The organism is Variovorax sp. FW305-3-2-15-B-LB1 (assembly GCF_058787635.1).
The window spans coordinates 23,850-49,620 of the sequence record NZ_JBYSZY010000044.1 but is presented as its reverse complement, the minus strand read 5'-3'; the positions used below and the strand labels follow the sequence as shown (position 1 = coordinate 49,620).

General features: G+C 68.1%; 24 protein-coding genes. 19 read left to right on the top strand and 5 right to left on the bottom strand.

The window, feature by feature from the left end; translation table 11 throughout:
* The 3 genes from AC3WQR_RS23285 to AC3WQR_RS23275 all read left to right on the top strand — a co-directional run.
* Nucleotides 1-817 (top strand): transaldolase (locus tag AC3WQR_RS23285; protein WP_492743944.1); only part of this gene is annotated, 817 nt, incomplete at its 5' end.
* A 2-nt stretch (nt 818-819) separates the two neighbouring features.
* Complete coding sequence (gene pgi, locus AC3WQR_RS23280; protein WP_139700956.1) at nt 820-2,373, top strand: glucose-6-phosphate isomerase; 1,554 nt, start codon at nt 820-822, stop codon at nt 2,371-2,373.
* Between the two features lie 173 nt (nt 2,374-2,546).
* The gene (locus AC3WQR_RS23275) at nt 2,547-2,879 is read left to right on the top strand and encodes a DUF805 domain-containing protein (RefSeq protein WP_062472662.1); all 333 of its coding nucleotides are present in this window, start codon (nt 2,547-2,549) and stop codon (nt 2,877-2,879) included.
* Between the two features lie 54 nt (nt 2,880-2,933).
* Here the strand turns inward: AC3WQR_RS23275 and AC3WQR_RS23270 are convergent, their stop codons facing one another.
* Entirely contained in the window at nt 2,934-3,995 is a 1,062-nt protein-coding gene (locus AC3WQR_RS23270) for a 4-hydroxythreonine-4-phosphate dehydrogenase PdxA (protein ID WP_492743942.1), read from the bottom strand.
* Between the two features lie 41 nt (nt 3,996-4,036).
* The gene (locus AC3WQR_RS23265) at nt 4,037-5,017 is read right to left on the bottom strand and encodes a Bug family tripartite tricarboxylate transporter substrate binding protein (RefSeq protein WP_492743940.1); all 981 of its coding nucleotides are present in this window, start codon (nt 5,015-5,017) and stop codon (nt 4,037-4,039) included.
* 93 nt (nt 5,018-5,110) lie between these two features.
* Between AC3WQR_RS23265 and AC3WQR_RS23260 the strand changes: the two genes are divergently transcribed.
* From AC3WQR_RS23260 to xylB, 11 genes are all read left to right on the top strand, one after another.
* Nucleotides 5,111-6,046 (top strand): LysR family transcriptional regulator, encoded by a 936-nt coding sequence (locus AC3WQR_RS23260; RefSeq protein WP_447741320.1) that lies wholly within the window; start codon nt 5,111-5,113, stop codon nt 6,044-6,046.
* A gap of 183 nt (nt 6,047-6,229) precedes the next feature.
* Nucleotides 6,230-7,540 (top strand): ABC transporter substrate-binding protein, encoded by a 1,311-nt coding sequence (locus tag AC3WQR_RS23255; RefSeq protein WP_492743938.1) that lies wholly within the window; start codon nt 6,230-6,232, stop codon nt 7,538-7,540.
* 58 nt (nt 7,541-7,598) lie between these two features.
* The gene (locus tag AC3WQR_RS23250; protein WP_070059984.1) at nt 7,599-8,456 is read left to right on the top strand and encodes a carbohydrate ABC transporter permease; all 858 of its coding nucleotides are present in this window, start codon (nt 7,599-7,601) and stop codon (nt 8,454-8,456) included.
* Between the two features lie 10 nt (nt 8,457-8,466).
* Nucleotides 8,467-9,291: a carbohydrate ABC transporter permease gene (locus AC3WQR_RS23245; protein ID WP_013539656.1), complete on the top strand. Its 825-nt coding sequence runs from the start codon at nt 8,467-8,469 to the stop codon at nt 9,289-9,291.
* 17 nt (nt 9,292-9,308) lie between these two features.
* On the top strand, nt 9,309-10,346 hold the full coding sequence (locus AC3WQR_RS23240; RefSeq protein ID WP_307638362.1) for an ABC transporter ATP-binding protein: 1,038 nt from the start codon (nt 9,309-9,311) through the stop codon (nt 10,344-10,346).
* A gap of 90 nt (nt 10,347-10,436) precedes the next feature.
* On the top strand, nt 10,437-11,816 hold the full coding sequence (gene dalD, locus AC3WQR_RS23235) for a D-arabinitol 4-dehydrogenase (RefSeq protein ID WP_492743950.1): 1,380 nt from the start codon (nt 10,437-10,439) through the stop codon (nt 11,814-11,816).
* Nucleotides 11,813-12,601 carry an L-iditol 2-dehydrogenase gene (locus AC3WQR_RS23230; protein ID WP_492743936.1) on the top strand — a complete coding sequence of 263 codons (789 nt, stop codon included), beginning with the start codon at nt 11,813-11,815 and terminating at the stop codon, nt 12,599-12,601. Before dalD ends, AC3WQR_RS23230 begins: the two co-directional genes overlap by 4 nt.
* A 17-nt stretch (nt 12,602-12,618) precedes the next feature.
* The gene (locus tag AC3WQR_RS23225) at nt 12,619-13,290 is read left to right on the top strand and encodes a transaldolase family protein (protein WP_492743934.1); all 672 of its coding nucleotides are present in this window, start codon (nt 12,619-12,621) and stop codon (nt 13,288-13,290) included.
* 23 nt (nt 13,291-13,313) lie between these two features.
* On the top strand, nt 13,314-14,282 hold the full coding sequence (locus AC3WQR_RS23220) for a carbohydrate kinase family protein (RefSeq protein ID WP_492743931.1): 969 nt from the start codon (nt 13,314-13,316) through the stop codon (nt 14,280-14,282).
* A 15-nt stretch (nt 14,283-14,297) separates the two neighbouring features.
* On the top strand, nt 14,298-15,239 hold the full coding sequence (locus AC3WQR_RS23215) for an AraC family transcriptional regulator (RefSeq protein WP_070059980.1): 942 nt from the start codon (nt 14,298-14,300) through the stop codon (nt 15,237-15,239).
* Between the two features lie 52 nt (nt 15,240-15,291).
* Nucleotides 15,292-16,758 carry a xylulokinase gene (gene xylB, locus AC3WQR_RS23210; protein ID WP_492743929.1) on the top strand — a complete coding sequence of 489 codons (1,467 nt, stop codon included), beginning with the start codon at nt 15,292-15,294 and terminating at the stop codon, nt 16,756-16,758.
* A 163-nt stretch (nt 16,759-16,921) separates the two neighbouring features.
* On the opposite strand, the gene groL is transcribed toward xylB, so the two are convergent.
* Entirely contained in the window at nt 16,922-18,577 is a 1,656-nt protein-coding gene (gene groL / locus AC3WQR_RS23205) for a chaperonin GroEL (RefSeq protein WP_042579049.1), read from the bottom strand.
* Nucleotides 18,578-18,632: 55 nt separating this feature from the next.
* Nucleotides 18,633-18,923 (bottom strand): co-chaperone GroES, encoded by a 291-nt coding sequence (locus AC3WQR_RS23200; RefSeq protein WP_056572926.1) that lies wholly within the window; start codon nt 18,921-18,923, stop codon nt 18,633-18,635.
* A 377-nt stretch (nt 18,924-19,300) separates the two neighbouring features.
* On the opposite strand from AC3WQR_RS23200, the gene AC3WQR_RS23195 reads away from it, so the two are divergent.
* Both AC3WQR_RS23195 and AC3WQR_RS23190 read left to right on the top strand, forming a co-directional pair.
* Nucleotides 19,301-19,792, top strand: a complete 492-nt coding sequence (locus tag AC3WQR_RS23195) for a cupredoxin domain-containing protein (protein WP_095743735.1) — start codon at nt 19,301-19,303, stop codon at nt 19,790-19,792.
* Between the two features lie 155 nt (nt 19,793-19,947).
* Nucleotides 19,948-22,170: a copper-transporting P-type ATPase gene (locus tag AC3WQR_RS23190; protein WP_492743927.1), complete on the top strand. Its 2,223-nt coding sequence runs from the start codon at nt 19,948-19,950 to the stop codon at nt 22,168-22,170.
* Here the strand turns inward: AC3WQR_RS23190 and AC3WQR_RS23185 are convergent.
* Nucleotides 22,151-23,086: a LysR substrate-binding domain-containing protein gene (locus AC3WQR_RS23185; RefSeq protein WP_070059966.1), complete on the bottom strand. Its 936-nt coding sequence runs from the start codon at nt 23,084-23,086 to the stop codon at nt 22,151-22,153. The genes AC3WQR_RS23190 and AC3WQR_RS23185 overlap by 20 nt on opposite strands.
* A gap of 97 nt (nt 23,087-23,183) precedes the next feature.
* Here AC3WQR_RS23185 and AC3WQR_RS23180 point away from each other — a divergent pair, with 97 nt between their 5' ends.
* Genes AC3WQR_RS23180 through AC3WQR_RS23170 form a run of 3 tightly spaced genes read left to right on the top strand, consistent with a single transcriptional unit; the run spans nt 23,184 to nt 25,766 of the window.
* Entirely contained in the window at nt 23,184-23,636 is a 453-nt protein-coding gene (locus AC3WQR_RS23180; RefSeq protein WP_159278448.1) for a hypothetical protein, read from the top strand.
* Nucleotides 23,637-23,644: 8 nt separating this feature from the next.
* Nucleotides 23,645-24,817 (top strand): trans-sulfuration enzyme family protein, encoded by a 1,173-nt coding sequence (locus AC3WQR_RS23175; RefSeq protein WP_492743923.1) that lies wholly within the window; start codon nt 23,645-23,647, stop codon nt 24,815-24,817.
* Nucleotides 24,818-24,839: 22 nt separating this feature from the next.
* On the top strand, nt 24,840-25,766 hold the full coding sequence (locus AC3WQR_RS23170) for a transporter substrate-binding domain-containing protein (RefSeq protein WP_492743921.1): 927 nt from the start codon (nt 24,840-24,842) through the stop codon (nt 25,764-25,766).
* The last annotated feature ends 5 nt before the right edge of the window (nt 25,767-25,771 follow it).

Genomic DNA, 25,771 nt, shown 5'->3' with positions numbered 1-25,771 from the left:
CCGGCCGCTGCTCGATGAAGCCGTGAAGGCCCATGCCGGCAAGCCGCTCGACGAGGTCATCGACCGCCTGCTGGTGCGCTTCGGCACCGAAATCCTCTCCATCATCCCGGGCCGCGTGTCCACCGAAGTCGACGCACGCCTGTCGTTCGACACCGCCGCCACCGTGGCCCGCGGCGAGCGCATCGTGGCGCTGTACAAGGCCGAAGGCATCGACACCGAGAAGCGCCTGCTGATCAAGGTCGCCTCCACCTGGGAAGGCATCGAGGCCGCGCGCCTGCTCGAGCAGAAGGGCATCCGCACCAACCTCACGCTGCTGTTCTCGTTCGCGCAGGCCGTGGCCTGCGGCGCGGCCGGCGTGCAGCTCATCTCGCCCTTCGTGGGCCGCATCTACGACTGGTACAAGAAGTCGGCCGGCGCGAAGTGGGACGAAGCCGCCAGCGCGGGCGCCAACGACCCGGGCGTGAAGTCGGTGCGCGAAATCTTCAACTACTACAAGCAGCAGGGCATCAAGACCGAGGTCATGGGCGCGAGCTTCCGCAACGTGGGGCAGATCCAGGCGCTCGCTGGCTGCGACCTGCTGACCATCAGCCCCGAGCTGCTGGCCGAGCTGGCCGCGAGCAACGAGCCGCTCACGCACGCGCTCGACGCCAAGGCTGCCGCGAGCGGCAACGCAGAGAAGGTGGGCTACGACGAGGCGGGCTTCCGCTTCGCGCTCAACGAAGACGCCATGGCCACCGAGAAGCTCGCCGAAGGCATCCGCGCCTTCGCGGCCGACGCCGTGAAGCTCGAAAAGCTCATGCAGGAAAGCGGCAAGTAAACATGACCATGACCCTGCGCTGTGACCGCGCGCCGGCCTGGGCGCAACTGCAGTCCAGCTTCGACACGGCCGGTCGCCAGTTCGACCTTCGCCATGCCTTCGTGGAGGACGCCGGGCGCTTCGCGCGCTTCAGCCAGGAGGCGCCGCACGTTTTCGCCGACCTGTCGAAGAACCTCATCGACGCGCGCACCGAGGCGCTGCTGTTCACGCTGGCGCGCGAATGCGGCCTCGAGGCCCACCGCGACGCCATGTTCGCGGGCGCGCACATCAACAACACCGAAGACCGCGCCGTGCTGCACACGCTGCTGCGCGCGCCGGCCGATGCTGCCACCGGCCGCCAGACAGCCCACGAATTGCGCGAGGTGCACGCCACGCTCGACGCCATGCTGGCCTACGCCGAGAAGGTGCGCAGCGACCACACGATCACCGACGTGGTCAACATCGGCATCGGCGGCTCCGACCTCGGCCCGCAGATGGCCGTGCTGGCCCTCGCGGAGTTCGTGGCGCCAGGCAAGCGCTTTCACTTCGTCTCGAACGTCGACGGCCACGAACTGGCGGGCGTGCTCAAGGGCCTGGCGCCCGAGCACACGCTGTTCCTGGTCGCCTCCAAGACCTTCACCACGGCCGAGACGATGACCAACGCGCTCTCGGCCAAGCGCTGGTACGAACAGTCGGGTGGCACCGACATCGCCGGCCACTTCGCCGCGCTCACCACCAACGTCGAGGCCGCGAAGCAGTTCGGCATCGACACCACCTTCGGCTTCTGGGACTGGGTGGGCGGCCGCTACTCGCTGTGGTCGGCCATCGGCCTGCCGATCGCGCTGGCCATCGGTGCCGACGGCTTTCGCCGGTTGCTGGCGGGCGCGCACGCGATGGACGAGCACTTCCGCACCGCGCCGCTCGAGCAGAATCTGCCCGTGCGCCTGGGCCTGCTCGACGTCTGGTACCGCAACTTCCACCGCTTCACGAGCCGCAGCATCGCGCCGTACCACAGCGCCCTGAAGCGCGTGCCGGCCTACCTGCAGCAGCTCGAGATGGAGAGCAACGGCAAGCAGGTCGACGCGAGCGGCGCGCCGCTGGCCTTCGGCACCTCGCCCGTGCTCTGGGGCGAGCCCGGCACCAACGGGCAGCACGCCTACTTCCAGATGCTGCACCAGGGCACCGACGTGATCCCGCTCGAGTTCATGGCGGTGCGCGACGCCTCGCACGACCTCGACGGCCACCACCCCAAGCTGCTGGCCAACGCGCTCGCGCAGGCGCAGGCGCTGATGGTCGGCAAGCTCGACGAGGGCGGCCACAAGAACTTCCCGGGCAACCGGCCGAGCACCTTCTTCGTGTTCGAGAAGCTCACGCCCGAAGCGCTGGGCGCCTTCCTCGCGATGTACGAGCACCGCGTGTTCACCAGCGGCGCGCTGTGGGGCATCAATAGCTTCGACCAGTGGGGCGTCGAGCTCGGCAAGGTGCTGGCGCGCGACATCGAACCGCGCCTGGCCTCGGGCGATGTCTCGGGGCTCGATGCCTCGACGGCCGGCCTGCTGCAGCGGCTGAGCACCTGACGGCGCACGTCACTGCAAGCCTTGCGAGCCTTGGCCAAAGGCTCTATTCACTAGGCCTTTAGGCCATTGGTTTGCAGCGCGGTGGCCGGTTTGGCCGAGTTTGTCGTTGCACAGTGCGCCGATATGATGGCCCCGGGGAAATTTCCCTGGGATTCATCAAGAGGAGCGAGTCAATGGACTTTCAAACAGCGGTCAAGACGTGCATCGCCAAGTACACCGATTTCACGGGTCGTGCGTCGCGTTCCGAGTTCTGGTGGTTTTTTCTGGCCCAGTTCGGCGTGCTCGTCGTGACGGGCCTGATCCATGAGTACGTGTACTTCATTGCAGCGCTGGCCCTGCTTCTGCCCGCCCTCGCGGTGGGCGTGCGCCGCCTGCACGACATCGGCAAGAGCGGCTGGTTCTTGCTGCTGTCGATCATCCCGCTGATCAATCTGGTGCTGATCTATTTCTTCGTTCAGCCGTCGCAGCCGGAGAGCAACGCCTACGGCGAACCGCCGAGCGCCTGAGCTTTTTCCTTCAAAGGGCCGCACACGCGGCCCTTTTTCTTTGGGGCGCCAGGCTCAGGCCACTGCCGCTTCGACGGATGCAGGCGTTAGCGCACCGCTTGCCATCCGCACGCACAGGTCGAAAGCCTGCTGCAGCCCTTCGATCTGCGCCACGCCCTGGCCGGCGATGTCGAAGGCGCTGCCGCTGGCCGAGGTGGCCACGGGCACGGGCAGGCCGCCGTGCAAGGTCACGCCCTGCTCGAAGCCCATGAGCTTCATCGCGATCTGGCCCTGGTCGTGGTACATCGACACCACCGCGTCCACGTCGCCGCGCCGTGCGCCGATGAACACGGTGTCGGGCGAGAAGGGGCCGCGCGCGTCGTGGCCTTCGGTGCGCAGCTGTTCGATGGCGGGCGCGATGATCTCGATCTCTTCCATGCCGATCGAGCCGCCGTCGCCCGCGTGCGGGTTGAGCCCGGTCACGGCGATGCGCGGGTGTGCCACACCGGCGCGGCGCAGTGCCGACGCGATGATCTTCACGGCGTCGCGCACGCCTTCCACCGTGATGTGCCGCGCCACGTCCTTCAGCGGAATGTGCGAGGTCACGCGCGAGGTCCACAGCGATCCGGTGAGGTTGAACTCGCAGACGAAGCCGGTGACGGCGAAGCGCTCCTGCATGTAGCGCAGCTCGTCCTCGTGCACGAGGCCGCCCAGGCGCAGCGAATGCTTGTTGAGCGGCGCGAAGAGGATCGCGTCGGCCTGGCCGTTTCGCACGGCCTGCGTGGCCAGCTCCAGCGCTTCGAACGAGGCCCGGCCCGAGCGCTCGTTCGATTCGCCGAGCACTGGCTCCTCGCCCGCCATCCAGTCGCGCACGAGGAGGCTCGGGCGGCCGTCCTCGAAGCGCAGGCTGTCGAGGGTGTTCACCTGCAGCGGTGCCAGCTTCGCGCCCGCCACGCGCTCGCCCGCGGCCAGCACGACGGGGTCGGCGATCAGCAGCACGCGCGCGGCGTCGAGGTTGCGCTGGCGTGCCAGCAGCTTCACGGCCATCTCGGGGCCGACGCCGCTGGGGTCACCGAGCAGCACGGCGATGCGGGGTTTGGCGGAGGTCACGCGCGGGGTGGAGGAGGGGGTGGGCATGGTCGGATGTCTGAGGAAAGAAGAAGGGGGAAGAGACGGCCTCACTCGGCCTTGATGCGCGCGTCGCGCACGAGCCGGCCGTAGTGGTCGAACTCCTGCCGGTTCATCGCCGCGAAGGGTTCGCCGGTCAGCGTGCCGGGCTCGCCGCCCAGGGCCTTGATGCGCGACTGCACGTCCGCCAGGCCCATCGTGCGCGTGAGTTCGGCGCTCAGCCGCTCGACCGCCGGACGCGGCGTGCCGGCCGTCACGTACAGGCCGTACCAGGTCGACACGTCGGCGCCCTTGACGCCTTGCTCGGCGAGCGTCGGCACATCGGGCAGCTCGGGCGAGCGCTGCGGCGCGCTCACGGCCAGTGCGCGGAACTTGCCGGCGCGGATCTGGCCCATGGCCGACGAGGTGCTGTCGAACATCATCTCGACCTCGCCCGAGATGATGTCGATGTGCGCCTGCGAGCTGCCCTTGTAGGGCACGTGGATCGAGGTCATGCCCGTGGCCAGGTTGAAGGCTTCGCCGCCCACGTGCTGCGTGCTGCCGATGCCCGACGACGCGTACTTGAAGCCGCCGGGCTTCGCGGCCATCGCGGCCAGCAGGTCCTTCACCGACTTGTAGGGCGAGCTGGCCGACACCACCAGCACGTTGGGCATCACGGCCACGAGGCCGATGGGTTGCAGGTCTTTCAGCGGGTCGTACTTGAGCTTGAGGATGTGCGGCGCCACGGCCTGCGCCGTGTTGGTGGCCAGCAGCAGCGTGGCGCCGTCGGCCGGCGCGCGGGCCGTGAGTTCGCCGGCGATGGTGTTCGATGCGCCGGGGCGGTTCTCCACCGTCACGGGCTGCTTGAGCACGGGCGCGAACTTGTCGGCCAGCACGCGCGCGAGGATGTCGGTGCCGCCGCCCGGCGAGGCGCCGACCAGGATGCGCAGCGGCTTGTCGGGGTAGGCCGGCTGCGCACCCGCGCTCAGGCAGGCGGCCAGCGCCAAGAGCGCCGCCAGGCCGGCACCGCGGGCCAGGGGAAAGAGGGTCATCGCGTCGTCTCCTGCTTGTTGTGGGCCCGAGCCTACGGAGCTTCTGTCGCGCGATCCAATCGAAAAAGGCCGAAGCTCCATATACTTTTGTGCATGAAACCCGGCCTCACCGACGCTTCGCTGATGCTGCATGTGAGGCCGCGCCAGCTGCTTTTGCTGGCCCGGCTCGATGCGCACCGCCACCTCGGCCGCGCGGCCGAGGCGATGAATATCAGCCAGCCGGCGGCCACCAAGCTGCTGCAGCAGCTGGAGGAGTCGCTGGGCGAACAGCTCTTCGAGCGCCTGGCGCGCGGCATGGCGCCCACGCCCTACGGCGAGATCCTGATCCGCTACGCCCACCGCGTGCTCAGCGACTTCGGCACCGCGCGCGAGGAAATGCTCGCGCTGCGTTCCGGCCTGAGCGGTGCGCTGCGCGTGGGCAGCGTGCCGGGCGCCGTGCCCGAGCTGCTGGCGCCGGCGCTGGTTGCGTACCACCTGCGCCATCCGCAGGTGGCCGTGTCGGTGGTGGTCGAGACCAGCGACCTGATGCAGGCGCAGCTGGAGCAGGGCGACGTCGACCTCGTGCTGGGCCGCCTCACCGACGGCCACGACGAGGCGAAGTACGCGAGCGTGCCGCTCCTGGGCGAGTCGCAGGTGGTCGTGGTGCGCGCGGCGCACCCGGTGTTCGAGCGCGCGGCCACGGTCACGCTGGCCGAGATGGCGACCTGGTCGTGGGTGCTGCAGCCGCCGGGCTCGCCGCAGCGCGGGCGCTTCGAGGCGGCGATGCGCGAGGCGGGCATCCAGGCGCGGCTGGACATCATCGAAACGGCATCGCCCATCGCGATCACGGCGCTGCTGGAGAACTCCGACATGGCCGCCGTCATGCCGGCCTCGCAGGCCAACCACTACGGCCGGCTGGGCGTGCTGCGCACCGTGCCGGTCGAGCTGCCGGTGCGCGTGCCGCCGATCTGCCTCATCACCCGCGAGGACCGGGCGCTGTCGCCGGCGGCGGCGCAGTTCCGGCGCCAGCTGCTGGGTGGGCACGCGTGACGGGCGAGAACTTCAGTCGGACGTTTTTCCATCCTGAATTGCGTTAACTAGGGATTTCACTAGCCAACTGGTGCAAGAGAGTACTGGTTGGGCTGCTCGAAATACCAAAATCGCAAGCGCGTTTCTCCAGAATCCGGGCACGGCGACCACGATACCGAGGCGTCGCTCACCCAAGGAGACACCATGAAGCGCTTTCTGAAAGCGGGCCTCGCCCTCGCACTCATCGGCACGGGCCTTGTGTCCCACGCCGCCACCGAACTCGTGATCGCGACCGTCAACAACGGCCACATGATCGAGATGCAGAAGCTCACGCCCTTCTTCGAAAAGGCCAACCCCGACATCAAGCTCAAGTGGGTCACGCTCGAGGAAGGCACGCTGCGCCAGCGCGTGACCACCGACATCGCCACCAAGGGCGGCCAGTTCGACGTGATGACCATCGGCCTGTACGAGGCGCCGATCTGGTCGAAGAAGGGCTGGCTGCAGCCCATCGCCACCGATGCCGCCTACGACGCCGACGACCTGCTGCCCGCCATCCGCGCCGGCCTGTCGCACGAAGGCAAGCTGTACGCCGCCCCGTTCTACGGCGAGAGCTCGATGCTCATGTACCGCAAGGACCTGGCCGACAAGGTCGGCTTCAAGATGCCCGAGCAGCCCACCTGGGCGCAGGTGAAGGAGCTGGCCGGCAAGATCCATGACCCCAAGGGCGGCCTGTACGCCATGTGCCTGCGCGGCAAGCCGGGCTGGGGCGACAACATGGCCTTCCTGACCACGCTGGTCAACACCAACGGCGGCCAGTGGTTCGACATGCAGTGGAAGCCGCAGATCGACACCAAGCCCTGGAAGGACGCGATCAACTTCTACGTCGACCTCATGAAGGCCTACGGCCCGCCGGGCGCCTCGGCCAACAGCTTCAACGAGAACCTCGCGCTCTTCAACGAAGGCAAGTGCGGCATGTGGGTCGACGCGACCATCGCCGCTTCGTTCATCAGCGACCCCAAGCAGTCGAAGGTGGCCGACAAGGTGGCCTTCGCACAGGCACCCGTCGCCGTGACACCCAAGGGCGCCAACTGGCTGTGGACCTGGAACCTGGCCATTCCCGCCAGCTCGACCAAGGGCGCCGCCGCGCAGACCTTCGTGAAGTGGGCGACCTCCAAGGAGTACGTCAACCTCGTGGCCAAGGAACACGGCTGGGGCACGGTGCCCACCGGCACGCGCAAGTCGACCTACGCGAACCCCGAGTTCCAGAAGGTCGCCAAGTTCGCCGCCGCCGAGAAGAAGGCCATCGACAGCGCGAACCTCAGCGACAGCACGCTGCCCAAGTCGCCGTATGTGGGCGTGCAGTACGCGGCCATTCCCGAGTTCCAGGCCATCGGCGTGGCGGTGGGCCAGCAGATGAGCGCGGCGCTGTCGGGCAAGGTCACGGTCGACCAGGCGCTGAAGACCTCGCAGCTCGCTGCGGAACGCGAAATGAAGAAAGCGGGCTACTACAAGTAAGCCGCGCTTCTTCCCCTCTCCCCGCGGGGAGAGGGCCGCAGCCTGAGAGGAACAGACCATGAAAAGACTCCTGCCCCGCGCCCTCATGGCGCCCGCCGTGCTCACGCTCTTCCTGTGGATGATCGTGCCGCTGCTGATGACGTTGTACTTCTCCTTCGTGAACTACAACCTCATGCAGCCCGGCGAACGCACGTTCGCGGGCATCGAGAACTTTCACTACTTCGTCACCGACCCCGACTTCTGGCCGGCCACGTGGAACACGCTGCTGCTGATCGGCAGCGTGATCGTCATCACGGTGGTGTTCGGCGTGCTGCTCGCGCTGCTGGTGAACGAACCCTTCCCGGGCCGCGGGATCGTGCGCGTGCTGCTGATCTCGCCTTTCTTCGTCATGCCCGCAGTGAATGCGCTGCTGTGGAAGCACATGATGATGAACCCCATCTACGGCATCCTGGCCGACGTGTGGCGCTTCTTCGGCGCGCAGCCGGTCGACTGGCTCACCGACGTGCCGCTGTTCTCCGTGATCATCATGGTGGCCTGGCAATGGCTGCCCTTCGCCTGCCTGATCTTCATCACCTCGCTGCAGTCGCTGGACCGCGAACAGATGGAAGCCGCGCGCATGGACGGCGCGAGTTCGTTCCAGCGCTTCTTCTATCTCACCATTCCGCACCTGGGCCGCCCGATGGCCGTGGTGATCATGATCGAGATGATCTTCCTGCTCAGCGTGTTCGCCGAGATCGCCATCACCACCAATGGCGGCCCGGGCAACGAGAGCACGAACATGACCTACATGATCTTCAAGCAGTCGCTCATGAACTTCGACGTGGGCGTGGCGTCGGCCGGTGCGCTGTTCGCGGTGGTGCTGGCCAACATCGTCGCGGTGTTCCTGATCCGCATCATCGGCAAGAACCTGGACTGAAGGAACGACCATGCAACCCAGCAACTTCCTTCCCCAGCTGCTGCGCACCGTCGGTGCGTGGGCCGTGGCGCTGCTTCTGTTCTTCCCGCTCGGCTGGCTGTTCCTCACGGCCTTCAAGACGGAGCTGCAGGCCATTCACGTGCCGCCGCTGTTCATCTTCGAGCCCACGCTCGACAACTTCGGCGAGGTGCAGCGTCGCAGCGACTACCTGCTGTATGCGCGCAACTCGCTCATCACCAGCCTGGGCTCGACCATCTTGGGCCTGCTGATCGCCGCACCCGCCGCGTACTCGATGGCGTTCTTTCGCACGAAGAAGACGCGCGACATCCTCATGTGGATGCTCTCCACCAAGATGATGCCGGCCGTCGGTGCGCTGGTGCCGATCTACGTGCTCGCGCAGACCGCGGGCATGCTGGACTCGCTCACCGCGCTCACCATCGTGTTCACGCTGTCGAACCTGCCGATCATGGTGTGGATGCTCTACAGCGCCTACAAGGACATTCCGAACGAGATCCTCGAGGCTGCGCGCATGGACGGCGCGAGCCTGTGGACCGAGTTCCGCCACGTCGTGATGCCGCTGTCGGTCGGCGGGCTCGCATCGACCGGCCTCCTGTGCCTGGTGCTGAGCTGGAACGAGGCCTTCTGGGCGTTGAACCTCACCTCCGCCAAGGCCGGCACGCTGGCCACGCTCATCGCCTCGTACTCCAGCCCCGAAGGCCTGTTCTGGGCCAAGTTGTCGGCCGCCTCGCTGATGGCCATCGCGCCCATCGTCGTGTTCGGCTGGTTCAGCCAGAAGCAGCTCGTGCAGGGCCTGACCTTCGGCGCCGTCAAGTAAAGAAAGGGAGACATCTCATGGCCTACCTCGAACTCAAGAACATCAAGAAGAGCTTTGGCGACGTCCACATCATCAAGGGCGTCGACCTGCAGATCCAGAAGGGCGAGTTCATCGTCTTCGTCGGGCCTTCGGGCTGCGGCAAGTCGACGCTGCTGCGGCTGATCGCGGGGCTCGAACCCATCACCAGCGGCAACCTGCTGCTCGACGGCAAGGACATCACCTGGACGCCTTCGGGCAAGCGCGACCTGGCGATGGTGTTCCAGAGCTACGCGCTGTACCCGCACATGAGCGTGTACGACAACATGTCCTTCGCGCTGAAGCTCGCGGGCGTGGCCAAGGACGAGATCAAGACGAAGGTCGAGTACGCGGCCAAGACGCTGAACCTCACGCAGTACCTGGACCGCACGCCGAAAGACTTGTCGGGCGGCCAGCGCCAGCGCGTGGCCATCGGGCGCGCGATCGTGCGTGCGCCCAAGGTGTTCCTCTTCGACGAGCCGCTGTCGAACCTCGATGCGGCGCTGCGCGGCAACACGCGCGTCGAGATCCACAAGCTGCACCGGGCGCTCGGCGCCACCACCATCTACGTCACGCACGACCAGGTCGAGGCCATGACGCTGGCCGACCGCGTGGTGGTGCTGAAAGACGGGCTCATCGAACAGGTCGGCACGCCGCTGGAGCTGTACGACCGCCCCGCCAACCAGTTCGTCGCGCAGTTCATCGGCATGCCGTCGATGAACATGGTGGCGGCGAGTGCGATCCCGAGTTTTTCCGCCGCCACCGGTGGGCGCCTGCCCAGCGACGGCTTCCTGGGCGTGCGCCCCGAAGGCCTGCGCGTGCATCCGAAGCAGGGCGCGGCCGCCGGCGTGCCGGGCCGCGTCGAGCTCATCGAGGCGCTGGGCGCTGACACGCTGATCCACGTGGACGTGGGCGGCGTGCCGCTCATCGCGCGCCAGAACGAACGCACGCCGCTGCAGGCCGGCGACGACGTGGCGGTCGAGCTCGACCCGTCCGTGCTGCACCTGTTCAGCCGCGAAGGCCGCGCTGTGGCCGCCTGATCCGACGCCCCTCACTTTCAACGGACCTTCCCCGTGACCCTCGCAGCAGCGGGCCTCGTGCCCACCCCACCGGCGCCTTCGGAATTCACGGTGCTTCACCTCGGCCTCGGCTCGTTCCACCGCGCCCACCAGGCCGTCTACCTGCAGCGGCTGATCGATGCGGGCGACACCCGCTGGTCGCTGTCGGGCGCCAACATCCGGCCCGACATGGCCGAGGTCGTCGCGGCATTGCAGGCCCAGGGCGGGCGCTACACGCTCGAGACCGTGTCGCCGGCCGGCGAGTACCGCTACGAGCAGATCGAAGCGATCCGCGAAGTGCTGCCGTACGAGCCCTCGCTGGCCCCGGTGATCGCGCGCGGCGCGGCGCCGTCCACGCGCATCGTCTCCTTCACCGTGACCGAGGCCGGCTACTACCTCGACACCAAGGGCAAGCTCGACCTGTCGTTCGCCGACCTCGCGGCCGACATCGAACGCGCGCGGCGCGGCGAGGCCGGCGAGACGATCTACGGCGCGGTCTGCGCGATCCTGCGAGCACGGCATGCCGCGCAGGCGGGCCCCGTGACGCTGCTGAACTGCGACAACCTGCGCCACAACGGCGACCGCTTTCGCGCGGGCCTGCTCGAGTTCATCGCACTCGTCGGCGACGCGCCGCTGCAGGCCTGGGTCGATGCCAACACCCGCTGCCCGAACGCGATGGTCGACCGCATCACGCCGCGCCCGCCGCCCGAGCTGCGCGCGCGCGTGCGCGCCGCCACGGGCCGCGACGACGGCGCGGCGGTCACGGGCGAGAGCTTCATCCAGTGGGTGATCGAAGACGACTTCATCGCCGGCCGGCCCGACTGGGGGCGCGTGGGCGTGGAGCTGGTCGAGTCGGTGCAGCCTTACGAAGAAGCCAAGATCCGCATCCTCAACGCCACGCACAGCTGCATCGCCTGGGCCGGCACGCTGGCGGGGCTGGGCTTCATCCACGAAGGCACGCACGACGCTGCCATCCGCCAGATGGCCTTCGACTACGTGACCGACGACGTCATTCCGTGCCTGAGCCCGAGCCCGATCGACCTCGCGGCCTACCGCGACGTGGTGCTCGACCGCTTCGGCAACCCTGCGATCCGCGACACCAACCAGCGCGTGGCGGCCGACGGCTTCTCGAAGATCCCGGGCTTCATCGCGCCGACCGTGCGCGAGCGCCTGGCAGCCGGGCAGGGCATCGACAGCGTGGCGATGCTGCCCGCGCTGTTCCTCGCGTTCCTGCAGCGCTGGCACCGGGGCGCGCTGCCCTATGCCTACCAGGACCAGAGCATGGACGATGCCGTGGCGCATGCCATGTGCGACGCGGCCGACCCGGTGGCGGCGCTGTGCGCCGATGTCGGGCTGTGGGGCAGCCTCGCGGGCGATGCGCGGCTGGTCGATGCGGTGCGCCGTGCCGGTGAGCGTGTGGCGCGCTTCATTGAAGAGAAGGCCGCGCCATGAGCGGCCGCCTGCAAGACCGCCATGTGCTGCTGACCGGTGCTGGCGGCGGCATCGGCCTCGCCGTCGCCGAGGCCTGCATCGCCGAAGGCGCGCGCTGCAGCGTGATCGACCGCGCGACCGCCGCGCCCGAGGCCGTGCGCGCGCTGCAGCAAGCCCATCCCTACGCGCTCGCCTACATCGCGGCCGACGTGACCGACACGCAGGCCATCGCGCACATGCTGGCCGAGGCGCAGGTCGCCTTCGGTCCCGTCCACACGCTCTTCAACAACGCCGCCGTGTTCGATCTCGCGCCGCTGCTCGACAGCGACGAAGCCTCGTTCGACAAGCTCTTCGCGGTCAACGTGAAGGGCATGTTCTTCGTGATGCAGGCCGTGCTGCGCCACATGGTCGAGGCCGGCACGCCGGGCGCGTCGGTCATCAACATGGCCTCGCAGGCCGGGCGCCGCGGCGAGGCGCTGGTGTCGCACTACTGCGCGACCAAGGCGGCCGTCATCAGCTACACGCAGAGCGCCGCGCTGGCCATGGCGCCGCACGGCATCCGCGTCAACGGCATCGCCCCCGGTGTGGTCGACACGCCGATGTGGGACCATGTCGACAGCCTGTTCGCCAAGGCCGAGGGGCTGGCGCCGGGCGAGAAGAAGCGGCGTGTCGGCCTCGCCGTGCCGCTCGGGCGCATGGGCGTGCCGGGCGACATTGCCGGGGCGGCGGTGTTTCTCGCCAGCGACGAGGCGCGCTACATCACGGCGCAGACCCTCAATGTCGACGGCGGCAATGTCATGAGCTGAACCCACCTTCCTTTCGCATGAACGACGACTTCCACCTGTACCTCGACAGCGCCGACCTGGCCGAGCTGCAGGCCTGCCTGCCGCACCCGGTGGTGCACGGCGTGACGACCAACCCGACGCTGCTGCAACGTGCCGGCGTGGGCCGCGCTGGTGTGCCCGGTCTGCTGAAACGTTGCATCGACCTGGGCGCGCGCCAGGTGCAGGCCCAGGTGTATTCGAGCGAGGTCGAGGGCATGCTGGAAGACGCCGCCGTCCTGCTGCCGCAGTTCGACCCCGGCCAGCTCGTCATCAAGATTCCTGCCACGCGCCAAGGCCTGGATGCCGGCGCGCGGCTCATCGCCCAGGGCGTGCCCGTCACCTGGACCGCCGTGTACGCGCCCGAGCAGGCGCACTTCGCCGCGCAACTGGGCGCGGCCTATGCGGCGCCATACCTCGGCCGGCTCGAAGACGCCGGCATCGACGGGCTGGCGCTCATCGCGCAGATGCAGTCGCTGGTGGCGCAACGGCCTTCGCCCCGCACGCGGCTGCTGGTGGCGAGCATCCGTTCTCGCGCGGCCTACCTGGCGCTGCTGGGGCTGGGCGTGGGCGCCATCACGATCCCGCCGCGCCTGTTTGCCGAGCTGCTCGACCATCCCGCCACCCTGGCTGCCGAAGCGGGTTTCCTGGCCGACGCCCGCGCCTTGCCCTGACAGAAGAAGAAAATCCAAGCACCATGCGCATTGCACTCACGGGCGAGGCCCTGATCGATTTCACCGCCGGCGAAGGCGGCACTCTGGCGTTCCTCGGCCATGAGGGCGGCTCGCCGCTGAACACGGCCGTGGCCTGCGCGCGGCTGGGGCAGCCGACCGGCTTTCTCACGCAGCTGTCGATCGACCTGTTCGGCGAACGGCTGATGGCCTTTCTCGAACGCAACGGCGTCGACACCCGGCTCATTTTGCGCAGCGACGCGCCGTCGACGCTGGCGTTCGTCGAGCGCACGCCGCAGACCAACCGCTACGCCTTCTACACGCGCGGCAGCGCCGACGCGACCTGGGCGCCCGAGCCGCTGCCGCAGCTGCCCGCGGAATGCCGCTTCCTGCACTTCGGCTCGATCTCGCTGCTGCAGGAGCCGGCGTCGTCGCGCATCGCCGACCTCGTGGCCGCCCACACGGGGCGCTGCGTGATCGTGTTCGATCCCAACGTGCGGCCCAGCCTGATCCCGGACATGGCCGCCTACCGCGCCCGCGTCGGCGAGTGGTTCGCCATGGCCGACCTGGTCAAGCTCAGCGACGAAGACGCCGCGCTGCTCGCCCCCGGGCGGCCCGTGGATGCGCTCGCGGCCGAATGCCTCACGGCCGGCGCGCGCGCCGTGGTCGTCACGCGCGGCGGTGCCGGCGCCACGCTGTGGCGCACCGGCAGCGCGCCGCTCACCGTGGCCGCGCCGCGCGTCGAGGTGGTCGACACCATCGGCGCGGGCGACACCTTCACCGCCGGGCTGTCCGTGGCGCTGCTGGCGCATGGCGTCGAGCATCCGGCGCAACTGGCCGAACTGGGCGACGACGCCTGGCGTGCCGTGATGCGCTTTGCCGCCACCGCCGCGGCCCTGAACTGCACCCGCGAGGGCGCCGATCCACCGACGCTGGAAGCCGTTCGCACGGCGCTTTCGCAGGAAGACAACGAGGCCGTCGCTTCCCGGCCCTGATCGATCCGTGCCGCCATGACCACGACCACCCGCAAACGCGCGATCCCTCGCCAACGTCAACCCGAGCTGGAGCGCGATTTCGCGCGCTCCCCGTCGCTGGGCTACGAGGCCCCGGAAGAAACCGGCCTGGTGCGCTGCCTCGCGCACGGCTTTCCGAGCCCGCTGGTGCGATGGCACTTCCATGAAGACTACGAGCTGCACCTGATCACCGAGACCTCGGGCAAGGCCTTCATCGGCGACTGGATCGGGCCGTTCCAGCCCGGCCACCTCGTGCTGTGCGGGCCGCGCCTGCCGCACAACTGGATCTCGTTGGACGTGCCCGAAGAAGGCGCCGCCGGGCGCGACCGCGTGATCCAGTTCCGCCACGAGCCCATCGAACGCGCGGCCGCCGAGATTCCCGAGCTGCGCGACGTGATGCCGCTGCTCGACCGCGCGCGCCACGGCATCGAGTTCTTCGGCATGTCGGAACAGGCGCTGGCGCACTGGGACGCCATCAAGGCCGCGCGCGGCGTGCGCCGCCTGGGCCTGTTCTGCGAGTTCATGGCCGACCTGGCGCAGTGCACCGACTACCGGCTGCTGTCGAGCGTGCAGATGCAGGGCGTGCAGGGCAGCGACGGCGATGCGCAGGTCGACCAGATCAACGACATCGTGAACCGCATCACCAACAACATGACCGACTCGATCTCGATGTCGGACGTGGCCGCCGAGCTGGGCATGAGCGAGAGCCGCTTCAGCCGCTTCTTCCGCCGTTCGACGGGCAACAGCTTCACCGACTTCGTGAACCGCGTGCGCATCAACAGCGCCTGCCACCTGCTGATGCAGACCGACCACTACGTGACCGACATCTGCTACCAGGTGGGCTTCAACAACGTGGCGAACTTCAACCGGCGCTTTCTCGAAATCAAGGGCATGACGCCGAGCGAGTTCAGGCGCCAGGCCGACACGCGCTTCGGCTGACTTCTTTCAAGGCGAACGCGCCCGCTCCGAAGGCGCCATCAGGGAGACCATCTTGTATCTGGGACTCGACCTCGGCACGTCCGAGCTCAAGGCATTGCTGCTCGCGGACGATCACCGCATCGTCGGCGTGGCACGCGCGCCGCTCACGGTCGACCGGCCGCAACCGCTGTGGTCCGAGCAGGCGCCTGCCCAGTGGTGGCAGGCGCTCGAGGCGGTCATGGCCGAGCTGCACACCACGCACGCCGAGGCGCTGCTGCAGGTGCGCGCCATCGGCTTGTCGGGCCAGATGCACGGCGCCACGCTGCTCGACGCGGCGGGCGAGGTGCTGCGCCCGGCCATCCTCTGGAACGACGGCCGCAGCGGTGCGCAGTGCGAGGCGCTCACGCGCGCCGTGCCGCGCCTGGGCGAGATCGCGGGCAACCTCGCGATGCCCGGCTTCACCGCGCCCAAGCTGCTGTGGGTGCGCGAGCACGAGCCCGAGGTCTTCGCCCGCGTGGCGCGCGTGCTGCTGCCCAAGGACTGGCTGCGCTTCATGCTCAGCGGCGAGGCGGTCAGCGAGATGTCCGACGCGGCCGGCACGCTGTGGCTCGACGTGGGCGCGCGCGACTGGTCCGACGAACTGCTCGCCGCCACGGGGCTCACGCGCGATCACATGCCGCGGCTGGTCGAGGGCAGTGAAGTCTCCGCGCTGCTCAAGCCGGAACTGGCGGCGCGCTGGGGGCTGCGCGAGGGCGTGAAGATCGCCGGCGGCGCGGGCGACAACGCCGCCAGTGCGGTCGGCATGGGGCTCGTGGAGCCGGGGCAGGGCTTCGTCTCGCTCGGCACGTCGGGCGTGGTGTTCGTCTCGACCGACCGCTTCCTGCCGAACCCCGCGCAGGCAATGCACGCCTTCTGCCACGCGCTGCCCAGGCGCTGGCACCAGATGTCGGTGATGCTCTCGGCCGCGAGCGCGGTGAGCTGGGCGGCGAAGACCTTCAAGTTCGCGGACGAGGCGGCGTTGCTCGAAGCCGCGGCGTCGGTCGCGCTGGCGGACCGGGCGCGTTGCCCGCTGTTCCTGCCGTACCTGTCGGGCGAGCGTTCGCCGCACAACAACCCGAATGCGCAAGGGGTGCTGTTCGGCCTCACGCATGCGCACGGCCCCGCGGAGATCGCCTATGCCGTGGTCGAGGGCGTGAGCTTCGGGCTGCGCGATGGCTTCGACACGCTGCGCTTGCCGGCCGACATGCCGCTGCGCGAAGTCGCGCTGGTGGGCGGCGGTGCGCGCAGCATCTGGTGGGGCCAGTTGCTGGCCGACATCTTCCAGGTCGAGCTCACGCTCTACGCAGGCAGCGAGACGGGCGGGGCGCTCGGTGCGGCGCGCCTGGCATGGCTGGCCGATGGCGGCGCGGTGGCCGAGGTGTGCACGCTGCCGCCGGTCAAGCAGCAACTGGTGCCTTCGTCCGAAGGGGCCGATGGGCACAGGACGCGGCATGCGCGATTCCAGGTGCTGTACATGGCGCTGCGCGACCAGTTTCGATAAGCGAGCGCATCTGATTGCCCCATGAAAAAAGCCCCGCCGAAGCGGGGCTTTTTTCTATTTCGCGAAACACCACGGAACCGGCTTTGCCGGGCCGCAGGTGTTGCCCCGGTAGGGGGTTGGCGTAGCGGACACGAAGTGCCGCGCAGCCTGGGGGCGAGCGAAATTACATGCCCATGCCGCCCATGCCGCCCATGCCGCCCATGTCGGGCATGCCACCGCCGCCGGCGCCGGACTCGTCCTTGGGTGCGTCAGCAACCATGGCTTCGGTCGTCAGCAGCAGCGAGGACACCGAAGCGGCGTTCTGCAGTGCGGTGCGGGTGACCTTCGTCGGGTCCAGGATGCCCAGCTCGAGCATGTCGCCGTACGTGTCGTTCGCAGCGTTGAAGCCGTAGTTGCCCTTGCCGGCCAGCACAGCGTTCACCACCACCGAGGCTTCGCCGCCGGCGTTGTTCACGATTTCGCGCAGGGGCGCTTCGATGGCCTTCAGCACCAGCTTGATGCCGGCTTCTTGATCAGCGTTGTCGCCCTTGACCGACTCGCCCACGGCTTGCTTGGCACGCAGCAGCGCCACGCCGCCGCCAGCCACAACGCCTTCTTCCACTGCAGCGCGGGTGGCGTGCAGGGCGTCTTCGACGCGAGCCTTCTTTTCCTTCATTTCGACTTCGGTGGCAGCGCCAACCTTGATCACTGCCACGCCGCCGGCCAGCTTGGCCACGCGCTCTTGCAGCTTTTCACGGTCGTAGTCGCTGGTCGCTTCTTCGATCTGAACGCGCACTTGCTTCACGCGGGCTTCGATGTCACCAGCAGCGCCAGCGCCGTCGATGATGATCGTGTTTTCCTTGCCCACTTCGATGCGCTTGGCTTGACCCAGGTCGGCCAGCGTCACCTTTTCGAGCGTCAGGCCCACTTCTTCAGCGATGACCTTGCCGCCCGTCAGGATGGCGATGTCTTCCAGCATGGCCTTGCGGCGGTCGCCGAAGCCAGGAGCCTTCACAGCCACGACCTTCAGGATGCCGCGGATCGTGTTCACGACCAGCGTAGCCAAGGCTTCGCCTTCGACTTCTTCGGCAATGATCAGCAGCGGACGGCCCGCCTTGGCGACTTGCTCCAGCACCGGCAGCAGGTCACGGATGTTGCTGATCTTCTTGTCGAACAGCAGCACGAAGGGGTTGTCCAACAGCGCCGATTGCTTCTCGGGGTTGTTGATGAAGTAGGGCGACAGGTAGCCGCGGTCGAACTGCATGCCTTCGACGACGTCGAGTTCGCTGTCCAGCGACTTGCCGTCTTCCACGGTGATCACGCCTTCCTTGCCGACCTTGTCCATCGCGTCAGCGATGAGCTTGCCGATGGTTTCGTCGCTGTTGGCCGAGATGGAGCCGACTTGCGCGATTTCCTTGGAGGTGGTGGTGGGCTTGGAAGCCTTCTTCAGCTCGGCGACCAGGGCCGTGACAGCCTTGTCGATGCCGCGCTTCAGGTCCATCGGGTTCATGCCGGCAGCCACCAGCTTGAAACCTTCGCGAACGATGGCTTGTGCCAGGACCGTGGCGGTCGTGGTGCCGTCACCAGCGTTGTCGCTGGTCTTGGAGGCCACTTCCTTCACGAGCTGGGCGCCCATGTTCTGCAGCTTGTCCTTGAGTTCGATTTCCTTGGCCACGGACACACCGTCCTTGGTCACGGTGGGGGCGCCGAACGAACGCTCGAGCACCACGTTGCGGCCCTTGGGGCCCAGGGTCACTTTGACTGCGTTGGCCAGGATGTTGACACCCTCGACCATGCGTGCGCGGGCTTCTCCGCCGAAGACTACGTCTTTTGCTGCCATGATGAATTAACTCCGAATGGATTGAATTTGGATGAGATCGAAAGGAGGAGAAGAATTACTTCTCGACGACTGCGAACAGGTCGTCTTCCTTCATCACGAGCAGTTCGTCGCCATCGACCTTGACGGTCTGGCCGCTGTACTTGCCGAACAGGACGCGGTCGCCGACCTTGACGGTCAGTGCGGCCAGTTCGCCCTTGTCGTTGCGCTTGCCCGGGCCCACGGCCAGGACTTCACCCTGATCGGGCTTTTCGGCGGCTGCGTCGGGGATGACGATGCCAGAGGCGGTCTTGGTTTCGCTGTCAACACGCTTGACGATCACGCGATCGGCCAAAGGACGAAGTTTCATTGCATCTCCTGGAAGGGTAAGAAACGGGTTTGTTTGTGGTCGGGCGCCGGAGAAACCGGCGACCTGTCGACTGGATGGGAGGGCTGTTAGCACTCGTCAGCAGCGAGTGCTAATCATAAGGGCATTCGATGACCTTTCAAGGGCGGCGCCCTTGCCGCCGTTTGGCACCGACGTGCTTTTCCGGGGAAATACCGGGTGGCCGGGTGCCTTCGGCCGGGAAGCTTTGAGGTATTTTGCCCGGGCAAAATAAGGCCGTGCCCATGTCGCCGATGCACGGAGGTCGCGCGCGCAGATTGCTTTTTTGTAATCCGGGTGATCGGTGGTGGACGGGCTTGGCTTCCTAGAGTCGCGGCATCCCGGCAACCTCCAAGGACACCATGACACACACCTTCCGCAACACCGTTTTCGCCGCAGGAGCCGCACTGGCCGCTGCCGGCGCCTTTGCTTCGGGCACCCATGCCGGTGGCCACGGCCACGATGCCGAGGCCGCCGTCGGCAAGCCCGGCGTGGCCGCCAAGGTGACGCGCACGGTCCAGGTCGACATGACGGACTCGATGCGCTTCACGCCGGCGGACATCAAGGTCAAGCAGGGCGAGACGGTGCGCTTCGTCGTCAAGAACTCCGGCGTCCTGAAGCACGAGCTCGTGCTCGGGACCGAGAAGGCGCTGCTGGCGCACTACGAGGCCATGAAGAAGAACCCCGAGATGGAGCACGCCGATCCGAACATGGTCACGCTGGCCGCGGGCAAGACCGGCGAGATCGTCTGGCAGTTCACCCAGGCCGGCAAGGTCGACTTCGGCTGCCTGCAACCGGGCCACTACGACGCCGGAATGAAGGGCGCGGTGCTGGTGGGCAAGGCCGGCAAGTGAGCGTGATGCGCGCGCGTCTTTCACGCGCCGGCCGCCATGCCGGCGCTTTTTCTTCCAGGGGATCGCGCGACAGGGCTTGACCTTCACATCGTGTCAACCTGGACACTGATCGCTTCCCCCTCAAGGGCTTCCCCCTTTCCTGTCGGAGAACGCGAATGAACGACACGTCCACCAGGCACGCAGGACACCCCCCCGGTCATCACGGCCACCACGATCACCACGCATCGCACGGGCATGCGCCCGCGGACCCCGCGCAGCCCGCCGCGCAAGGCACGGTCTACACCTGCCCCATGCACCCGGAGATCCGGCAGGACCACCCGGGCAACTGCCCCAAGTGCGGCATGACGCTGGAGCCCGAGATGCCGACCCTCGACGAGGGCGAAGATCCCGAGCTGAAAGACTTCAAGCGGCGCTTCTTCTGGACGCTGCCGCTCAGCGTTGTCGTCACCGTGCTCGCCATGGCCGGCCACCGCCTGCAGTGGTTCGAGATGGGCACGCAAAGCTGGATCGAGCTCGTGCTCACTGTTCCCATCGTGCTGTGGGCCGGCTGGCCGTTCTTTGTGCGCGCGGTGCAGTCGGTGGCGAACCGCAGCCCGAACATGTGGACCCTGATCGGCCTGGGCACGGCCGCCGCCTTTGTCTACAGCGTCGTGGCCACGGTGGCGCCGGGCGTGTTCCCCGCGTCGTTCGTGTCGATGGGGCGCGTGTCGGTCTACTTCGAGGCGGCGGCGGTGATCATTTCGCTCACCTTGCTGGGCCAGATCCTCGAGCTCAAGGCGCGCTCGCAAACCTCCGCGGCGATCAAGTCGCTGCTGGGGCTCGCGCCCAAGACGGCGCGCCGGATCGGCGCCGACGGCACCGAGGAAGACGTGCCCATCGGCCACGTGCACGTGGGCGACAAGCTGCGCGTGCGCCCCGGAGAGAAGGTGCCGGTGGACGGCGTGGTGATCGAAGGCGGCAGCGCGGTCGACGAGTCGATGCTCACCGGCGAGCCGCTGCCCGTGACCAAGCGCGTGGGCGACAAGCTCATCGGCGCGACGCTCAACACCAACGGCGCCCTCGTCATGCAGTCGGAAAAGGTCGGCTCGCAGACCGTGCTCGCAAGCATCGTGCAGATGGTCGCGCAAGCCCAGCGCTCGCGCGCGCCGATGCAGCGGATGGCCGACCAGGTCGCCGGCTACTTCGTGATGACGGTGATCGCCATCGCGGTGCTGACCTTCTTCGCCTGGGGCTTCTTCGGGCCGCAGCCCAGCTGGGTCTACGGCCTCATCAATGCCGTGGCGGTGCTCATCATTGCCTGCCCCTGTGCGCTCGGCCTCGCGACGCCGATGTCGATCATGGTGGCCACCGGCAAGGCGGCCACGCAGGGCGTGCTGTTCCGCGATGCCGCGGCGATCGAGAACTTCCGCAAGGTCGACACGCTCATCGTCGACAAGACCGGCACCCTGACGGAAGGCCGGCCGCAGTTCGAGCGCGCGGTGCCTGCGCCGGGCTTCACCGCGGACGAGGTGCTGCGCCTTGCGGCCAGCCTGGACCAGGGCAGCGAGCACCCGCTGGCCGACGCCATCGTGCGGGCGGCGCGCGAGCGCCAGCTGGCGCTGGACACGCCCGAGGGTTTCGAATCCAGCAGCGGCATCGGCGTGAGCGGCGCCGTGGCCGGCCGGAAGCTGGCGCTGGGCAACACGGCGCTCATGGCACAGCTGCGCGTGCGGGTCGACGACCTCAAGCCGCAGGCCGAGGCCCTGCGGGCCGAGGGCGCGAGCGTCATGTTCCTGGCGGTGGACGGCCAGGCCGCCGGCCTGCTCGCGGTGTCGGACCCGATCAAGCCCACCACGCTGGAGGCGCTGGCCGCGCTCAAGGCTTCGGGCCTGCGCGTCATCATGGCCACGGGCGACGGGCTGACCACCGCCCGGGCCGTCGCCGCGAAGCTGAGCATCGACGAGGTGCACGGCGAAGTGAAGCCGGCCGACAAGCTCGCGCTGGTCGACAGGCTGCAGCGCGAAGGCCGCATCGTCGCGATGGCCGGCGACGGCATCAACGACGCGCCCGCGCTCGCCAAGGCCGACGTCGGCGTGGCGATGGGCACCGGCACCGATGTGGCGATGAACAGCGCCCAGGTGACGCTGGTCAAGGGCGACCTGCGCGGCATTGCGCAGGCGCGCGTGATCTCCGAGCAGACCATCGCCAACATGAAGCAGAACCTCGGCTTCGCCTTCCTCTACAACGCGCTGGGCGTGCCGCTGGCCGCGGGCGTGCTGTTCCCGTTCACCGGCTGGCTGCTGTCGCCGATGATCGCGGCGCTGGCGATGAGCCTGAGCTCGGCGTCGGTGATCACCAATGCCTTGCGCCTGCGCGGCGCTACCTGGCGCGAGGCTTGAGAAGGCCCGCCAGGGCCTTCTGGTCTTCGGCCAGCTGGATGCGCATGAGCTGGAGCACGCGCACCGCCAGGCCGGACAGCGGCTGTCCCGGCGGCAGCACCAGCAGGCCAGCGAAGGACACCTCCAGCGACAGCGGGCGCACGGCCAGGCCGCGCTGCGCGTACTCCAGCGCGGTGACCGGATTGACGACGCCGATGCCCATGCCGCTCAGGGCCATCTCGCACACGCTGGCCGCGTAAGGGGTCTCGACCAGCACGCTCAACGCGACGTTGCAGTCCGCCAGCGCCCGCTCCAGGCGGCGCCGGGACGCATCTTCCGGGTTGAGCGCGAGGAAGGGCTCTTCGGCGAGTTGATGCGGCTGGATGGTCCTGGCGCGGGCCAGCCGGTGCTTCGCATGCATCACCACCACGCCCGGAAAGCGCGCGAATTCGGAGTGCTCCAGGCCGGTCGTCGGCATCTCGTCGGCCATCAGCCCGAAGTCGACCTGGCGCCCCAGCACGGCCTCGTGCACCTCCCGCGAACTGAGCACCTGCAGCGAAATCTGCGGGCGGGCGTCGGCGTCACCGCGCTCGGCCACCAGCCGCGACAGCACCCGCGGCACGAAGCTCAGGCCGAAGGCCGGGTACACCGCCATGCGCAGCGTGTTGACGCCGAAGCGCTTGAGGCTGCGCATGCGGTGCTCGATGCTGCTCAAGCCCACGAAGACGCGCTCGACCTCGGCCAGCAGCGCCTGCGCTTCGGGCGTGGGGTGCAGGCGGCCGCGCAGCCGGCGGAACAGGGGAAAGCCCGCAGCTTCCTCCAGCCTGCGCAGCGACTGGCTGATGGCCGGCTGCGTCACGCCCAGGAGCGCCGCCGCCTTGCTCGCGGAGCCCACGGACATCACGGAACGGAACACCTCGATCTCTCGGAGCAACATATAACAACCGCTTATGGAGAAAGAATTTCGGGCGCGATCCGGATTATCTCCAGCGTCCTAGAGTCGGTGTCTTCAGCCACTTCCCGAAAGACGCGAGATGAACCTTCGAACAGCGCTTGCAGTGACGGTCCTGGCGTGTGCGGCGCCCGTGTGGGCGCACGACTTTTCCAGCGACGTCGCCAGGTTCCAGACCCTTGCGGCCACCCGCAAGCCCGACAGCCCGCAGGCGGTGGCCGCCAAGCTGGCGCTGGAGCGGGCGCAGGGCGAGATGGAGCAGTCGGACGTGAAGATGCTGCTGCGCATCCGTTCGATGACCAACGCCGGCCTGCGTGCCCTCGGCGAGCAGCCGGCCTTGCTCACCAGCGAGTACAAGCGCCTGGAGGCGGCGCTGGCCAACCCCAAGACCCAGGACCCGGCCCGGATCGCCACCGCCCGCGAAACCTTCACCCGCCTGGGCGTGGAGATGAAGGTCTACACCGATCTCGAAACCATGGCCGTCGAGCAGATGAAGCACGCGCTGCAGCTCATCGAGTCGGCCCCCGCGAACTGACTTCCATCGTGAACCCATCCATTTCCCATCCCGGCACGTCCCCTGCGGACGCTGCCTTCGCCAGCCTGGCGCCGCCGGTGTGGCGCGCCTCCACGGTCGTCTTCGATTCGCTCGACGATTTCGTGCACCGCCGCACCCGCCTGCCGGACGGCTTCAGCTACGGCACGACGGGTACGCCGACGCAGCGCGCCCTCGAGGCGCGCATCGCCGAGTTGGACGGCGCCGCGCACGGCATCGTCTTTCCCTCCGGACAGGCGGCCATCTGCGGCGTGCTGCTCGCACTGCTCCAGAAGGGCGACCACCTCTTGATGACCGATGCCGCCTATGGCCTGGCCAAGTCCTTTGCCGTCGAGCGGCTGCAGGCGCTGGGCATCGAGGTCGAGTTCTATGCGCCGCGCATCGGCGCGGGCATCGAGCGCCTCGTGCGCCCGAACACGCGGCTCATCTGGCTGGAGTCGCCCGGCACGGTGACGATGGAGGTGGAGGACGTGCCGGCGATCACCGCCGTGGCGCGCGCCCGTGGCGTGCTGACCGCCATCGACAACACCTGGGCCAGCCCGCTGGGCTTTGCCGCGCTGGCGCACGGCGTCGACCTGTGCGTTCACGCATGCACCAAGTACATGGGCGGCCATTCCGACGTGCTGATGGGCAGCGTCACCACCCAGGACGAAGGCCTGTACCGCTCCTTGCGCGGCCTGCAGTCGCTGATGGGGCTGGCCGTGAGCCCGGAGGACTGCTTCCTGGTGGCCCGGGGCCTGGACACGATGCAGGTGCGCATGGAGCGCCAGGCCACCAGCGCGCGCCTGATCGCCGGGCAACTCGCCGCGCACCGCCTCGTGCGCCGGATGCTCTTTCCGGCGCTGCCCGGCGCGCCGGACCATGCGCTGTGGGCGCGCGATTTCACGCAGCCCGGCTGCGTGATGTCGCTGCAGCTCGTGGACTGCCCCTACGACGCCTACCGGGCGCTGTTCGCCGGCCTGAAGCGCTTTGCCATCGGCGCCAGCTGGGGCGGCGTGCGCAGCATCGCGGCCTTCTACCCGGCGGAAGAACTCGCCAGGCGCAATTTCTGCGACGTCGAAGGGCCGGTCATTCGCCTGTCGATCGGCCTGGACGACCCCCAGGCCCTGCGCGACGAGCTGCTGGGCGCGCTGGACGCCTGCGCCACGCGTTTCGATCTCTGATCCCCGACACCTGGAGCCTGCGATGACTTTCAAGCCGACCCTTCACGCTGCGTTGATCCGTTCCTTCCTCGCCATGGCCGGCCTCGCGCTGTGCGCAAGCGTTGCCGCGCAGACCGCATCGCCGCTGGACGGCACGCTCAAGAAGATCAAGGACACCGGGGCGATCACCGTGGCCACGCGCGGCGCCTCGATCCCGTTCAACTACCTGGACGACCACAACAAGCAGGCCGGCTTCGCCTGGGAAATCTCGCAGCGCGTGGTCGCCCAGGTGAAGAAGGACCTGCAGCTCGCCCGGCTGGAGGTCAAGACCCTGGAAGTCACGCCGCAGACGCGCATTCCGCTGGTGGCCAACCAGACGGTCGACCTGGAGTGCAGCTCGACCACCAACAACGCCGAGCGGCAGAACCAGGTGTCGTTCTCGACGACCTTCTTCGTCGTGGGCGCGCGGCTGCTGGTGCGCAAGAACTCGGGCATCAAGCACTGGGCCGACCTCGTGGGCAAGAACGTCGTGGTCAGCGCGGGCACCACGGCGGAGCGCATGCTGCGGCAGCTCAACGAGAAGAACAAGTGGGGCATCCAGATCATCCTGGCCAAGGACATCAACGAGAACTTCCTGACCGTGGAGACGGGGCGCGCGGTGGCCGCGACGCAGGACGACATCATTCTGTTCAGCAACATCGCCCGCGCCAGGAACCCGGCGGACTGGGAGGTGGTCGGCGTGCCGCAGCAGAAGGAGGCCTATGGCTGCATGCTGCGCAAGGGCGACGCGGCGTTCAAGAAGCTCGTGGACGGCGTGATCACCGGGATGATGCGATCGGGCGAGTTCACCGCGTTGTACGAGAAGTACTTCCTCAAGCCCATCGCGGTGAAGGGCAGCGTGACGGTCAACTTCCCGATGTCGCCCGACATGCAGGACCTCGTGCGCCATCCGAGCGACCAGCCGCTGTAAGGCGC

Coding starts and splice junctions, on each gene's coding strand:
- pgi (WP_139700956.1), top strand. CDS start 820: ATGACCATGACCCTGCGCTGTGACCGCGCGCCGGCCTGGGCGCAACTG.
- AC3WQR_RS23275 (WP_062472662.1), top strand. CDS start 2,547: ATGGACTTTCAAACAGCGGTCAAGACGTGCATCGCCAAGTACACCGAT.
- AC3WQR_RS23270 (WP_492743942.1), bottom strand. CDS start 3,995: ATGCCCACCCCCTCCTCCACCCCGCGCGTGACCTCCGCCAAACCCCGC.
- AC3WQR_RS23265 (WP_492743940.1), bottom strand. CDS start 5,017: ATGACCCTCTTTCCCCTGGCCCGCGGTGCCGGCCTGGCGGCGCTCTTG.
- AC3WQR_RS23260 (WP_447741320.1), top strand. CDS start 5,111: ATGAAACCCGGCCTCACCGACGCTTCGCTGATGCTGCATGTGAGGCCG.
- AC3WQR_RS23255 (WP_492743938.1), top strand. CDS start 6,230: ATGAAGCGCTTTCTGAAAGCGGGCCTCGCCCTCGCACTCATCGGCACG.
- AC3WQR_RS23250 (WP_070059984.1), top strand. CDS start 7,599: ATGAAAAGACTCCTGCCCCGCGCCCTCATGGCGCCCGCCGTGCTCACG.
- AC3WQR_RS23245 (WP_013539656.1), top strand. CDS start 8,467: ATGCAACCCAGCAACTTCCTTCCCCAGCTGCTGCGCACCGTCGGTGCG.
- AC3WQR_RS23240 (WP_307638362.1), top strand. CDS start 9,309: ATGGCCTACCTCGAACTCAAGAACATCAAGAAGAGCTTTGGCGACGTC.
- AC3WQR_RS23230 (WP_492743936.1), top strand. CDS start 11,813: ATGAGCGGCCGCCTGCAAGACCGCCATGTGCTGCTGACCGGTGCTGGC.
- AC3WQR_RS23225 (WP_492743934.1), top strand. CDS start 12,619: ATGAACGACGACTTCCACCTGTACCTCGACAGCGCCGACCTGGCCGAG.
- AC3WQR_RS23220 (WP_492743931.1), top strand. CDS start 13,314: ATGCGCATTGCACTCACGGGCGAGGCCCTGATCGATTTCACCGCCGGC.
- AC3WQR_RS23215 (WP_070059980.1), top strand. CDS start 14,298: ATGACCACGACCACCCGCAAACGCGCGATCCCTCGCCAACGTCAACCC.
- groL (WP_042579049.1), bottom strand. CDS start 18,577: ATGGCAGCAAAAGACGTAGTCTTCGGCGGAGAAGCCCGCGCACGCATG.
- AC3WQR_RS23200 (WP_056572926.1), bottom strand. CDS start 18,923: ATGAAACTTCGTCCTTTGGCCGATCGCGTGATCGTCAAGCGTGTTGAC.
- AC3WQR_RS23195 (WP_095743735.1), top strand. CDS start 19,301: ATGACACACACCTTCCGCAACACCGTTTTCGCCGCAGGAGCCGCACTG.
- AC3WQR_RS23190 (WP_492743927.1), top strand. CDS start 19,948: ATGAACGACACGTCCACCAGGCACGCAGGACACCCCCCCGGTCATCAC.
- AC3WQR_RS23185 (WP_070059966.1), bottom strand. CDS start 23,086: ATGTTGCTCCGAGAGATCGAGGTGTTCCGTTCCGTGATGTCCGTGGGC.
- AC3WQR_RS23180 (WP_159278448.1), top strand. CDS start 23,184: ATGAACCTTCGAACAGCGCTTGCAGTGACGGTCCTGGCGTGTGCGGCG.
- AC3WQR_RS23170 (WP_492743921.1), top strand. CDS start 24,840: ATGACTTTCAAGCCGACCCTTCACGCTGCGTTGATCCGTTCCTTCCTC.